Source organism: Streptomyces sp. NPDC014894 (assembly GCF_043080985.1).
Lineage (GTDB): Bacteria > Actinomycetota > Actinomycetes > Streptomycetales > Streptomycetaceae > Streptomyces.
This window is the reverse complement of sequence record NZ_JBIBWD010000016.1, coordinates 95,580-108,930: the sequence shown is the minus strand read 5'-3', so window position 1 is coordinate 108,930 and position 13,351 is coordinate 95,580. Positions and strand designations below refer to the sequence as shown.

Annotated in this window: 9 protein-coding genes; all 9 read right to left on the bottom strand. The window is 75.4% G+C overall.

Going from position 1 to position 13,351, the window contains the following annotated elements; genetic code table 11:
- Positions 1 to 48: 48 nt before the first annotated feature.
- Positions 49 to 1,980: a GTP-binding protein gene (locus ACF089_RS30280; RefSeq protein WP_392033445.1), complete on the bottom strand. Its 1,932-nt coding sequence runs from the start codon at positions 1,978 to 1,980 to the stop codon at positions 49 to 51.
- Between the two features lie 194 nt (positions 1,981 to 2,174).
- The gene (locus ACF089_RS30275) at positions 2,175 to 2,678 is read right to left on the bottom strand and encodes an SgcJ/EcaC family oxidoreductase (protein ID WP_392033443.1); all 504 of its coding nucleotides are present in this window, start codon (positions 2,676 to 2,678) and stop codon (positions 2,175 to 2,177) included.
- Between the two features lie 87 nt (positions 2,679 to 2,765).
- Positions 2,766 to 3,185, bottom strand: a complete 420-nt coding sequence (locus ACF089_RS30270) for an SgcJ/EcaC family oxidoreductase (protein ID WP_392033441.1) — start codon at positions 3,183 to 3,185, stop codon at positions 2,766 to 2,768.
- A gap of 142 nt (positions 3,186 to 3,327) precedes the next feature.
- Positions 3,328 to 4,617: a glycosyltransferase gene (locus ACF089_RS30265; RefSeq protein WP_392033439.1), complete on the bottom strand. Its 1,290-nt coding sequence runs from the start codon at positions 4,615 to 4,617 to the stop codon at positions 3,328 to 3,330.
- A complete protein-coding gene (locus ACF089_RS30260) occupies positions 4,614 to 6,491 on the bottom strand; it encodes an ATP-binding cassette domain-containing protein (RefSeq protein ID WP_392033437.1) in 1,878 nt (625 codons plus the stop codon). The genes ACF089_RS30265 and ACF089_RS30260 overlap by 4 nt, the downstream gene beginning before the upstream one ends.
- Complete coding sequence (locus tag ACF089_RS30255; RefSeq protein ID WP_392033435.1) at positions 6,488 to 10,732, bottom strand: amino acid adenylation domain-containing protein; 4,245 nt, start codon at positions 10,730 to 10,732, stop codon at positions 6,488 to 6,490. Before ACF089_RS30255 ends, ACF089_RS30260 begins: the two co-directional genes overlap by 4 nt.
- Positions 10,729 to 11,010 (bottom strand): acyl carrier protein, encoded by a 282-nt coding sequence (locus ACF089_RS30250; protein ID WP_392033433.1) that lies wholly within the window; start codon positions 11,008 to 11,010, stop codon positions 10,729 to 10,731. The genes ACF089_RS30255 and ACF089_RS30250 overlap by 4 nt, the downstream gene beginning before the upstream one ends.
- Positions 11,003 to 12,019 (bottom strand): OsmC family protein, encoded by a 1,017-nt coding sequence (locus ACF089_RS30245; RefSeq protein ID WP_392033431.1) that lies wholly within the window; start codon positions 12,017 to 12,019, stop codon positions 11,003 to 11,005. Before ACF089_RS30245 ends, ACF089_RS30250 begins: the two co-directional genes overlap by 8 nt.
- Entirely contained in the window at positions 12,004 to 13,326 is a 1,323-nt protein-coding gene (locus ACF089_RS30240) for a trans-sulfuration enzyme family protein (protein WP_392033428.1), read from the bottom strand. Before ACF089_RS30240 ends, ACF089_RS30245 begins: the two co-directional genes overlap by 16 nt.
- Between the last annotated feature and the right edge of the window lie 25 nt (positions 13,327 to 13,351).

Here is a 13,351-nt window from a genome sequence, read left to right as displayed (position 1 = left end):
AGGGGCCGTGCCGGGGACTCCGGCACGGCCCCGTCCGCCCGGTCCCGGTCAGTCCTTCCTGACCGGGACCGGGCCGCGCACCCGGCGGTCCTCGCCCGGGGCGTACCAGAGGGTTCCCTCGCCGTGGGTGAGGCCGGGCAGGGCGGCGACCAGGTCCTGGAGGCGCCGGGCGGGCACGGAGCCCGGGAGCGACCAGCGCGAACCGTCCGCGACCGGAGCGCCCGGCTCACCGCCCAGGGCCGACAGACATCCGATCACCGGGCTCAGGGCGTCGCCCGGGAGGCCCAGTTCGACCGCGAGGCCGGGCTCGTGGACGGTGGTCCCGGCCCGGCGCAGCGCCGCCATGAGGAGGATCGGCGTCAGCTCGCGGAAGTGCGCGGCGGTGGTCAGCGGCGCCTCGTACCCGGCCCTGGTCAGGGTCACCAGCGCGTCGGTCACCTCCCAGCCGTACGGGCCGCGCCGGAGCGTCGCCGCCACCGCGTCCTCGACGGCCTGGAAGTACGCCCTGGGCAGCAGGCCCCCCTCGACGTCGCGGACGAAGACGTTCCCGCCGCCCCGGGGCGCGGGTTCGACGCGCACCCCCACCGTCTGCCACCACTCGTTGGGCCCGCGCGGGTCGAACTCGACGAAGGCCTCCCCCGTACCGGCGGGCCGCTCGAAGCAGACCGGCCGCACCTTCTCGAAGACGGCGGCGACGCCGAACTCGCGCAGCAGGCGCTCCTCGATGACCTCCCGCTGGACCGCCCCGTACAGCAGGACCGAGGTGACGCCCGCGGTGCGGGTCCGAATCAGCGGGTCCTCGTCGGCGAGTTCGCCGAGCGCGGCGTGGAGTTCGCGCTCCCGGCCGGGCTCGGCCGGGCGGACGACGGATTCGAGGATCGGCGGGGCGAAGTGCGCCCGGGGCTCCGTGCCGTCGGGCTCGCCGAGCCGGTCCCCGATCCGGACGCCGGGCAGTCCGCGGAGCCTGGCGATGTTCCCCGCGGTGAGCGGGCCGGAGCGCCCCCGGCCGCCGTCGTCCGCGCCGATGATCTCCAGACCGGTGACCCGGCCTCGGTACTCCTCGCTCGCGCCGCCGGGGCCGCGCCGCCGGAAGGTGACCCGCTCGCGCTCCCGCAGCTCACCGGAGAAGAGCCGCAGAAGGGCGGTCTTCTCGCCGTGCCCGGTGCGCTCGAGGGCGAAGACCGTGCCGCGCGGGTCGCCGCCGGGGCGCGCCCCGGGGCGCGGGAGGAGGGTGCGTACGCCCTCCACGAGTTCGGCGACGCCCGTGCCGGACATCGCCGATCCCCAGAAGAGCGGATGGACCAGGCCCTGCCGGGTCTGCTCCGCGAGCCGCCGGCGCAGATCCCCGGGCGTGGGCCCGGGGCCGTCGCCGTCGCCGTCGATGAGACGGCGCAGCAGCTCGTCGTCGTGGTCGGCGAGCAGCTCGGCGACCTCGGCGGGGAACGGCTGTCCGGCGGGGGCGCGGGGGACGGCCAGGGCCCCGGGGCCGCCGAGGCCGGTGACCCGGGTCATCGGCGCGACGGCGGGGGTGAGCCCGCGGCGGATGTCGGCGAGCAGTCCGTCGTGCCGGGCGCCGGTGCGGTCGATCTTGTTGACGAAGATCAGGGTGGGCAGGCCGAGGCGGCGGAGCGACCGCATCAGCACCCGGGTCTGGGCCTGGACGCCCTCGACCGCGGAGATCAGCAGCACCGCGCCGTCGAGGACGGACAGGGCGCGCTCGACCTCGGCGATGAAGTCCGGATGGCCGGGTGTGTCCACCAGATTGATCTGGAGGCCGCCGACGGCGAAGGACGCCACGGCGGAGCGGATGGTGATGCCCCGCCGGCGCTCCACCTCGCCGGAGTCCGTCCGGGTGTCGCCCGCGTCGACGCTGCCGAGCCGCGGGACGGCCCCGTGGTCGAACAGCAGCCGCTCGGTGAGGCTGGTCTTACCGGCGTCGACGTGCGCGAGGATGCCCACATTGATGGTGTGCGAAGACAAGTCGGTCCTTGAGAGAGGCGAAAGGGGCGTCGAGGTGGGCTGCACCGATGAGTTGACGCATCTCTCAGGACCTCCGTCAGGAGTGGGAACGGCGGGGCGGCTGTCGCCCCGAGCGTGGGGATCGTATCCGAGCCGCCCCGCCGTCACCACGGGTTTTCCGCGCGGCACGGCGGCGCCGGGCGCGGGCGGACGGATCAGTTCCGTACGGGGGTGGTCTGGGCGGAGGCGATCCGCCACACGTCCTCGCCCGCGCGGGCCGCGTCGAGGTCCCGGACGACGACATAGGTGAGCCGTCCGGTCCGGGAGGGCAGCCGGGTGTCGGGGCCGTCCCGCAGCGCCGGCTCGCGTTCGTCGTACACATGCTTGATCGCGGCCACGATCGCCACATCGGGGCCGAGGAAGCGGACGTCCTGGAGTTCGGTCCGGGTCGACACCTGTGCGAGCGGGGAGGCCAGCGCCTCCTCCATGGCCCGGGCCAGCGCCGGCACGCCCACGACCCGCCGCCCGCCGAAGTTCACCACGCTGACGTCGGGGGTGTAGAGCGGCAGCAGGGCGGCGGGGTCCTTCTGGTGGCGCTCGGCGTCCGCGACGAGACGGCGGACGGCGGCGAGGTCACGGGCGGGGTCGGGGGTACGGGCAGTGTCGGGGGTGCGGGCGGGGTCGGGGGTGCGGGCGGGCTCGGGGCGGTGTTCCTGCATGGTCCTGCGCTCCGGTTTCTGGGCTCGGGTCCCGGTCGGGCCGAAGGATGGGGAGGTGGAGGGGGAGGTGGAGGGGGCGCTTCCGGCTCAGAGGTCGAGGACCTCGGTGTTCTGGCAGGCGGTCAGGAGCCACCGGCCGTCCTCCTTGGCCATCACATAGAGCGGGGAGCCCGGATTGCCGTCCGGCTCCCCGTCCGCGGTCAGATACTGGGCGTGCGCCTTGACGGCGGCGACGTCGGGGCGGATGAAGAGCACATGCGTCACCTCGTAGGCGACGGACGAGCCGCGCATCGACCCGGGGAGCGCCTTCCGGGTGAAGTCCGCTATCTCCTCGCGGCCGAAGAGCCTTCTGCCGTGGCCCGTGGTCCAGATCGCGTCGGCCCGGAAGAGATCGATGAAGGCCTCGGGCAGCTCTTCGCGCTGGGAGTGTTCGAGGGCGGCGACCACCCGCCGGATCGCCTCGGTCTCCCGCTCACGGGTCTCGCTGTCGAGCACTGGTGTGTTCATGGGGACCAGCATGGAACCTCAACCAAACATGAGGTCAAGCTCCCCGCCGTGACGACTCCGCCGCGACCGCCGGGCGGACGCGCGACAGGCGGCGCCGGAAGGGTCCGGCGCCGCCTGTCGCGGCGGTCTGATCGCTACGGGATCACGGCCCCGCGAGCCGTGGGAGGGCGGGGCTCCCGGCGGCCGGCGCGGAGCGCCGGAGACCGGCGAAGACCCGGGCCGCCGCCGACGCGTCGTGCTCCGCCCGGAAGGCGCGGGCCCGCTCCCGGGCCGAGGGCCGCAGCGCGGGATCGGCGAGCAGTCCCCGTACCGCCTCGGCGATGTCCTCCGGCGTCGAGTCCCGGCGCAGACCGGCGCCCGCGCCCAGCTCCTCGATCCGGCGGGCGCTGTTGAACTGCTCCTGGAAGGACGGGAAGATGATCGCGGGCACCCCCCACAGCAGGGCGCGCGTCGTGGTGCCGAAGCCGCCGTGGTGCAGGATCAGATCGGCCCCCGGAAGGCGCTCCTCCAGCGGCAGGTAGCCGTGCGCGGTGACATGGGCGGGCAGCGCGCGGCCGGGGTCGAGGACCCCGCCGAGGAACGCGAACTCCGCGTTCTCGACCAGGGCCGCCGCCTTCAGCAGCGAGTCGACCAGAAGGGCCTCCTCCGGCTGCTCCGTGGTGGAGAGGCTGACCAGGACCCGGCGCACCGGACCGCGCGGCGGATCGGGGAGTTCCGCGGGAGGTTCGACCTGCGGCCCGATGTAGTGGACCCGGGGCGGGACGGAGGAGGAGGCCGGGTCGAAGGACGGGTGGCAGGTGACCACCACGGCGTCGGCGCGCTCGTACTGCTCCTGCGCCGTGGTCAGCCCCGGCAGTCCGAACGAGGCCCGCACCCGGTTCAGTTCGGGCAGTCCCTGGGCCAGCATGCGGGTGAAGAGATAGGTGAAGGGACCGCTGCGGGCCGCCCGCAGGCCCGCGAGCCGCTCGGTCGGCAGCGGATAGATGGTGTTCATGAGCACCACGTGCGGCAGACCGAGCCGCTCGGCCGCGACCAGCGATCCGAAGAGCGTGTAGTCGGCGGCGAGCAGCTCGGCGCCGCACTCCCGGGCGGCCCGGAGGGTGTCCTGGCAGAGCGCCTCCGCGGGCCCGAACATGACCCGGTCCCGGATCAGCCGGGAGGCCTCGGCGGGTGACGAGGCCTCCCAGAGCTGGAGGGCGTCGGTCTCCCGGGTGCGCGGATCGTGCCTCGGGCCGAGGAGGAAGGGGGTGAAGTCCAGCCCCTCCGCCCGGACCCGGTCCGCCACGGATTCGTTCGAGAGCACGGTGATCCGGGCTCCGCGGTCCGCGAGCGAGCGCAGCAGCAGCAGGGTGGTGGCGACATTGCCGCCGCCGTCCCACAGCGCGTACAGCAGGCGGCGGCCGCTCAGGTCCCCCTCCGGGCCGGCGGTCACACGCGGCTCGTTCCGCGCTTCACCGCGGTCGCCGCCCAGGCCAGCATCAGCGCGGCGAAGCCCGCGCCGACCCCGACGCCGACGGCGAGCTGTCCGGCGTCCCAGCCCTCGTTGAGCAGTCCGCGCATTGACTCCAGCAGATAGGTGGCCGGGTTGGCGGCCGAGGCGACCTCGATCCAGCCCTTCAGCTCGGAGGCGGGCATCAGGGCGGGCGAGATGAACAGCAGCGGGAAGAAGATCAGCGTGGCCGCCTGGGCCGCCGCCGCGTTGCCGGTGATCACGGCGGTGGCCGCGGAGTATCCGGCGATGCCGAGGCCCCAGAGCAGGGCCAGGCCGAAGACGGCGAGCAGGCCGGGCAGTCCGGTCTCGGGGCTCATGCCGAGGGTCAGACTGAGCAGGGTCACGATGACCGCCTGGGCGAGCACCATGATCGCGCCGATGGCGGTGAACGAGGTCATCAGCGCGGTGCGCGACAGCGGCATCGTGAGCTGGCGCTTGAGATGGCCCGCCTCGATGTCCTGGACCAGGGTCAGTCCGGCCGCGCCCCCGGAGAGCGAGGTGAAGAGCAGGATCGTCGGCAGCAGGAAGTTCGCGTAGTTGCCGCCGCCGGACGTCTGGGCGGCGGCCGAGCCGCCGAGCAGTCCGTCGTAGACGAAGAGGAAGAACGTGCCGATCATCAGGTTCGGCGCGGTGGCCGCCGGATTGCGCAGGGCCTCGCGCAGCAGCCGGCGGAGCAGCAGCCAGGTCTGGGTGAGCGGCGAGGCGGCCGTGCGCGCCTGCGGTGCGGATTCGCCCTGGGGGGCGGTCGCCGCCTCGGCGAGGCTGCGGAGCCGGTCGGCGGTCGGCGCGGCCTGCTCCTCGGGCTCGGGGTCGGCGCTCTCCCCGGGGGCGAGGCCGTGGCCGGTGAGGGCGATGAACACATCGTCCAGGCTGGGCCGGCTGATCCGCAGGCCGTGGTGGCGGACGGAGCGCGCGTGCAGGGTCAGCAGCAGTTCGGGGACGGCGGAGTCGGGGTTGCGCACGGCGTACGCGACGCGGGCCCCGGTCGTCCGGCCGGCCTCGCCCTCGACGAGGACGTCGGCGGCCAGCGAGCGCGCGGCGTCCTCGTCGGCGAGGACGAGTTCGACGGTGTCGGCGGCGTGGGCGCGCTTCAGCTCGTCGGGGGTGCCCTCGGCGACGATCCGGCCGCCGTCGATGATGGCGACCCGGTCGGCGAGCTGGTCGGCCTCCTCCAGGTACTGGGTGGTGAGCAGGACGGTCGTGCCGGCGTCCCGCAGCGCCCGCACCTGGTCCCAGACGCGCCGGCGCGCCACCGGGTCCAGCCCGTTGGTCGGCTCGTCCAGGAACAGCACCTCGGGGCGGTGGACCAGGGCGAGGGCGAGGTCGAGACGGCGCTTCATACCGCCGGAGTACGTCTTGACGAGCCGGTCCGCGGCCTCCTCCAGGCCGATCAGCTCCAGCAGTTCGACGGCGCGGGCGGCGGCCGCCTCGGTGGTCATTCCCCAGAGTCTGCCGGTGTGGCAGAGCGCCTCACGGGCGGTCATCAGCTCCGCGAGACCGGTCTCCTGGAGGGCGACGCCGATGCTCCGGCGCACGGCCTCGCCCTGGGCCGCGGTGTCGTGGCCCGCGATGCGGGCGCTGCCCGCGGTCGGGGTGGCGAGGGTCGCCAGCAGCCGGACGGTGGTGCTCTTGCCCGCGCCGTTGGGGCCGAGCAGACCGAAGATCTCCCCGCGGCGGACCCGGAAGCTGACCCCGGCCAGGGCGTGGACGGCTTCGCCCCCCTTGGCCGGATAGTCCTTGGCCAGGTCCACCACGTCGATGACGGTGTCCGCACCGGTCTCCGGCACTGTCGCCGGGTGCTGAGCCGTTGTCATAAATTTCCTCGCTCTTCTCGGGCGGTGGGGACCGCCGTTTTCTCCGTGGCCGGCCTCTGGGGTGTCAACAGGTCGGCGAGTGCTCCGCGGCGGAGGGGATCCGCGACGGCGAAGTGATGGCCCGGCAGCTCCTGTACGCGTACTCCGGGGGGAAGTTCGCGCCAGTGGTCGGTCAGCGGCACCAGGCCGGGGAAGGCGTCCGGCGCGCTGTCCCGGAAGCGCACCGCGAGCACCGGTACGTCCTGGGGCGGGGCGGGCCGGTGGGTGAGCAGCGCGCGGTAGTTGGCGAGATAGGCGCGGTACGGGTCGTGCAGCTCGGGCGGGAGCGGCCGCTCCGGGGGCGGGTCGCCGTCGGGGGCGGCGGTCCGGTCCGTTCCCGAGCCGCCGCGCAGATCGGCGAGGAAGGCGCGCTCCGCGGCGGGACCGGTGTGGACGAAGGCTCCGGGCTCGGCGGCGACATAGCTGTCGAGCGCGACGACACGGGTGACGTCGAGGGGGCTGTCGCGCAGCAGCCGGGCGGTCTCCAGGGCGAGGACGCCGCCCATGGACCAGCCGGCGAACACGACCGGGCCGGGGGCGAGTTCGACGCGCAGCTCGGCGGCGTAGCGGGCGGCGAGGGCGGTGACTCCGTCACCGGGGGCGGGGCGATCGCCCGGGTCGCCGCGGCCGTCGGGCTCGTCCGCGCGTACGGGGGGCGACTGGACGCCGACGACATGGCGGGCCTCCGGCAGCGCGGCGACCAGCTCCCGGTAGCAGAGGAGACCGCCGCCGACGGGGTGGAAGAGCACGAGCCGGGGCGCGCCGGGCTCCTCGCGCAGAACGGCGGCGCAGCGGGCCGGGCAGGCGCCGGCCTCTTCCACCAGCCGGGCCTGTCCGGCGAGGGTGGAGTGGCGGAAGAGCCCGGAGAGCACGGGGCGCACGCCGAGGGCGGTCTCGATGCGGCCGACCATCCGGGCGGCGAGCAGCGAGGTGCCGCCGAGGTCGAAGAAGTCGGCGGCGCGGTCGTTCACCGGGGCGCCGAGGACCGCTTCCCAGATCCCGGCGAGCACGGTCTCCGTGCCGGGGAAGGGCGGGCTGCCCGCGCCGCTGCGGGCGGCGGCCGGGGCGGCCGCGCGGCGCAGGGCGGCGCGGTCCACCTTGCCGTTGGAGGTGACCGGCAGGGCGTCCAGGAGCACCACGTCGGCGGGGACCATGTACGGCGGCAGACTCTCGCGGGCGGCCGCGCGGGCCTTCTCCGCGAGTCCGGTCCGGTCGGCCGGGTCGCAGGCGACGAAGAGGGCGAGGCGCTGCTCGTCGGGCCGTTCGCCGAGGACGTCGGCGACGGCCGCGCGGACGCCGGGCAGCTCCAGGGCCGCGGAGGCGACCTCGGCGAGTTCAATGCGGTGGCCGCGTACCTTCACCTGGGTGTCGGCCCGGCCCAGGAATTCCAGGGTCCCGTCGGGGCGGTAGCGGGCCCGGTCGCCGGTGAAGTACATCCGCTCGCCGGTCTCCGGGTGGCGGCGGAAGGCGGCGGCGGTCTGCTCGGGCGCGCGGTGGTAGCCGCGGGCCAGGCCCGCGCCGGTGATGACGAGGTCGCCCGGGACCCAGTCGGGGGCGTCGGCGAGTTCGCCGTCGAGCACGTGGAAGCCCTGGTTGGCGAGGGGGGTGCCGTACGGGACGCTGGTCCAGCCCGGCAGCGGGCGCGGTCCCGGGAGGTGGATGTTCGACCAGATGGCGGCCTCGGTGGCGCCGCCGAGCGCGGCGACGAGGGCGTCGGGGGCGTGCTCGCGGATCCGCGCGGGGAGGCCGAGGGGGATCCAGTCGCCGCTGAGCATCACCAGGCGCAGGGAGTCCAGCCGGTCGTGCGGGCCGCCGGCGTGGAGGGCCATGTCGAGCAGGGCGGGCACCGAGTTCCAGACGGTGACGCGGTGCTCGCGCACGAGGGAGGTCCACTCCACCGGGTCGGGCACGGGCCCGTCGGCGGGCACGACGATCGCTCCGCCGGCCGCGAGCGTGCCGAAGACGTCGAAGACGGAGAGGTCGAAGCCGAGCGAGGAGAGTTGCAGGGTCCGGTCGCCGGGTCCGAGGGCGAAGCGTTCGAGGAGGTCGTCGATGGTGTTCATGGCGGCCCGGTGCTCGACGGCCACGCCCTTCGGCTCGCCGGTGGTGCCCGAGGTGTAGATGACGTACGCGAGATCGTCCGGCGAGGCCCGGTGGCCGGGACCGGCCGGGGCCGGGGACGTGCGCGCGGTCGCGGTACGGAGGTCGAGGGCCGGGGCCCCGGGGTCGGGGCCGAGTCCGCCGGGGTCGTCGGTGAGGACCAGCCGGATGCCCGCGTGCCGGATCACCTTGGCGAGCCTGCGGGGCGGGGTGGAGGGGGCCAGGGGCACATACGCGCCGCCCGCGTGGAGCACCGCGAGGACGGCGGCGATCTGCCGGCGGCCCTTCGCGGCCCGTACGGCGACGAGGTCGCCGGGTCGGACGCCCCGGGCGGTCAGCCGGGCGGCGAGCGCGGCGGCCTCCGCCCAGAGGTCTCCGTAACCGACCCGCTCCGCGCCGTGGATGAGCGCGGTGCGCCCGGGGTCGCGCCGGCGCCGCTCGTCGAAGCCGTCGTGGAGGAGGCGGGCGGGCAGCGGGCGGGCGGTGCTGTTGGCGGCCCGGCGGGCGGCCGTCTGCGCCTCGGGCAGCAGGGGCCGGATCGGCTCGTCCCAGCGGTCCTCCGCGTCGGTGAGCAGGTCCAGCCACTGGCGGTGGACGGCCAGGAAGGCGGCGGTGAAGCCCTCGGGGAAGACGTCCTCCACCAGGTCGACGGTGCAGCCGATGCCGGGGCCGTCCTCGTAGACCTGGTGGTCGATCCAGACCTGGGGGGTGTGCAGGGCGCCGCCGAGCGGACGGGCGCCCGGGAGCCCGGGGGGCTCCTCCGCGCGCTCCGGGCCGGATCCGGCGCCGGTGGCCGCGCCGGTGTCGCCGCCGTCCGGCGCGGGGCCGCCGCCGGGCAGGCCGACGCTGCTCGCGAAGACGACGGGCAGCAGTTCGGGGGCGTTCGCGCCGAGCGCCTTCATCCGGCGCAGCACCTCGATGCCGGAGACCGCCGAGTGTCCGTACGCCTCGTGGAGCCGCTCCTGGAGCAGCCGGGCGCGCTCGGCGAAGGACGCGCCGGGGGCGGGCGGGACGGCGAGGGCGACCGTGGTGCCGTGGTTGCCGATGACCTCGGCGTGGCGGGCGGTCGCCGGGCGGCGGGAGGCGAGCACGGTGAGGGTGAAGGCGTCCTGGCCGCAGAACCGGGACAGGACCGAGGCGTACGCCGAGCACAGCACCGCGTTGACGGAGAGGCCGCGGGCGCGGGCTCGGGAGCGCAGCCGGGCGGAACGCCCGGCGTCGAGCGTCCAGACGTGCCGGCGGAAGGAGGCGGAGTCCGGGGGCGGGCCGCCCGCCGCGAGGGGCAGTTCGGGCGGGCCGGGCAGCTCGGGGATCCGGGCGGCCCAGTACGCCTCGGCGTCCCGTCTGGCCCGTCCGGCGCGCCGCTCCTCGCGGCGGGCGAAGTCGAGGAAGGACGCGCCCGGGGGCGGGAGGCGCAGTCCGGCGTCCCGGTGGAAGGCGGCGAGATCGCGCAGCAGGATCCCGACGGACGCCGCGTCGAAGGCGAACAGCCGCAGGACCAGCGTCAGCCGCACCGCGCCCGGCGTCCGCACGAGCACCGCGGCGAGCGGCGGACCCTCCGACAGCGGCGGCAGGGCCGCGGACGCCTCCGCGCGGTCGGCGCGCAGGCGTGCCTCCGGATCGCGCTCGCCCTCGGCGGCGTCCTCCCGGACGATCAGCGGTATCGGCCGGTTCGCGTCCACGCTCTGGGCGCCGTCGGCCCGGACCCGCGCCCGGAGCATGGGGTGCCGCGCGGAACACGCGTCCAGCGCACGGCGCAGCGCGGTCTCGTCCAGCTCGGGCAGCTCCCAGTCGAGATGCAGCCGCGCGGCGGTGGAGAGGTCGTACGCGCCCTGCTCGCCCACCCAGTAGGCGTGTTGCAGATCGGTCAGCGGCGCGGAGACGGCCGGCTCGGCGGGCGTTCCGGGCGCGGGGCTGTCGGGGCGCGGCTCACGGTCAGGCGCGGGGACGGGCGCGTCCGGCGCCGATCCGCCGCCGTGCGGCGCGGGCGTGAGGGTGTCGGGTCGCGACTCGGCGCCCGGCGCGGGCGCGTCCGCCGCGCCGCCGCTCGGGTCCGGCCCGGGGTGGTCCGGCCCGGGGGCGGCGGGCGGGGTGCGGCTCACCACGGCGGTCTGCCGGTGGGCGCGTCGGCGTCGGCGGTGGCGAGGAAGGTGCGGAGGGCGTCGAGGAAGGCCCCGTAACGGCTGTTCTGGAGGAGGAGCCGGACGGGGATCTCCTCGTCCAGGTCCTCGGAGATCCCCGCGGTGACCATGACCGCCTGGAGCGAGGTGCAGCCCGCGGCGAAGAAGTCGGTGTCGGGCGCGGGCGGTGAGCCGTCGCGGGAGGCCGTCCGGGTCCACCACTCGCGGGCGGCCGCCTCGACGCGGTCCGGGTCAGCCATGGGCGGTCGCCCCGCCCGCGTCGAGGTCGGTCTTGACGATGTGTCCCGCCGTCAGCAGGGCCACGACCGGGGAGCGGCGCACCGCCTCGCGGGCGAGGTCCCGCCACTCTCCGGGCCCGCCGTCCTCGGCGGGCGGGGTGATGTCCAGGGTCAGCCGGTGGACGGGGACGATCGGGTCGTCGCCGATGTTGAACAGGCCCCGGATGTCGACCTGTCCGCCGGCCCTGGCCCGCCAGGACCGCTCGGGCAGGCCCCGGTCCGCGGCGAGCCGGGCGAGCTGCCCGAGCACACAGGACGCGAGCGCCATGAGGAGGTACTCCTGCGGGTTGGGCCCCCAGTCGACACCGGCGATCTGCTTGGGCTGGTCGACCCTGAGCGGGGTCGGGTCGTCGTCGGACACGGCGGTGAACTGGGTGCTGTACGACCAGGTCACCGTGGTCGACACGGGCGTGCCGGGCCGGGCCGCGGGGGCGGGCGGCGCGGGCACCGGCTCGCTCTCGCCGCCGAGGACCAGGGTGAGCGGCTGGGCGTCCACCAGGGTCCGGTGGTTGGGGCTCTGCGCCTCCATCCCCGCCAGCACCTCGGCGATGTCCACTCCCCCGGTGTCGGCCCGGACGGTGAGGGCGTACGCGAGGTCGGTGAGCCGGTCGGTGGTCTCGTCGCGGACCCGGTCGGCGGCGATGACGAGCCGCAGGGACTCCAGGGTGACGCCGCGCGCGCTGCCGCCGCCGACGAAGGTGGTCAGCGCGCAGGACGCGAGCGCGGTGAGCGCGAGCCGGACCGGGGTCGGTCCGTCGGCCGCGGCGGGTCCGCGCTCGTCGGCGACGGCCAGTTCGAAGCGGCGGGGCGATTTCACGGTGCCGAGCACGGCGGGCTCGTTGCGGGCGCGCAGCCCCCGGCCCGCGTCCCAGCGCGCGGTGGCGGCGTACCGGTAGATCGCCTCGCGGGGCTCGGTCTGCACCTCGTGGACCAGTTCGCTGACGCCCGCGATGTTCATTCCGTTGCGCACGGGTCCTCCTCTTCCGGCCCGTCGAGGGCGGCGTGCAGATCGGCGACGAGATCGGAGAGTTCCTCGATGCCCGCCGAGTAGCGGATGAGCCCCGGGCGGATGCCGACCGCCGAGCGCTGGGCCTGGGTCAGCGAGCTGTGCGAGGTGTTGAAGGGCATGCTGACCAGCGATTCGACCCCGCCGAGGCTGGTGGCGACCCGGGGCAGCCGCAGGGCCCGCATGACGCGCAGCGCGGCGGCGTCGCCCCCGGCGACCTCGAAGCTGACGACGCCGCCGTAGCCCCGGGCGCTCTCGCGCAGATGCGGATAGGGGTAGTCCGGGAGGCTGGGGTGGTGGACGGCGGTGACGCGCGGATGCGCGGCGAGGGCGCGGGCGATGCCGGTGGCGTTCTCGTGGTGGGCGCGCATCCGCAGCGGGAGCGTCTTCAGTCCGCGCTCCAGCAGGAAGCAGGAGAAGGGCTCCAGCGTGCCGCCGAGCCGCATGGCCTGCGCCCACACCCGGTCGACGAACTTGCGGGACCCGGCGACCGCGCCGGCGGTGAGATCGCTGTGCCCGTTCAGATATTTGGTGGCGCTGTGCACGACGAGGTGCGCGCCGAGGTCGAGGGGGCGCAGATTCGCCGGGGAGAGGAAGGTGTTGTCGACCACGAGCAGCATGTCGTGCTCACGGGCCAGCGCGGCCAGTTCGGCCAGCGGCGGGGCCTTGAGCAGGGGATTGGTCAGGCCCTCGACGAGCAGCATCTGGGTCTCGGGGCGGATGGCCTCGGCGACGCGCGCGGGGTCGGCCGCGTCGACGAAGGACACCTCGCGGCCCGCCGCGTGCATGTCCTCGCGCATCAGGTTGTACGTGCCGCCGTAGACGTCGTACGCGGTGATGATGTGTCCGCCGGGGTTGGTGAGGGCGAGCACGGTGGTGGAGATGGCGGCCATGCCGGAGGAGGTGACCAGGGCGCTCTCGGCGCCTTCGAGGAGGGCGAGCTTCTCCTGGACGCTCCACTGCGAGGGGTTGCCGTACCGGGTGTAGATCGGCACATCGCGGGTGACGCCCTCGAAGAAGGCGTCGTAGCTGGTCTCGTCGAGCAGGAAGGTGCTGGTCTGGAAGATCGGGGTGCCGACCGCCCCGGTGGTGGGGTCGAGATAGGTGCCCCCGTGCACGGCCGTGGTGGAGTCCCCGGCCGGCGCGTCCACCGACTGCTGGTGGGGCATGCGCGGCCCGGCGGTGCGCTCGCGGCGGAGATCGTTCATCCACTCGGCGTCGGCGCGGGCCCCGGGGAAGGAGCCGATGGCGGTGCCGTCCCGTTCGCTCATTGGGACACCTTCACAATCTCGGCGG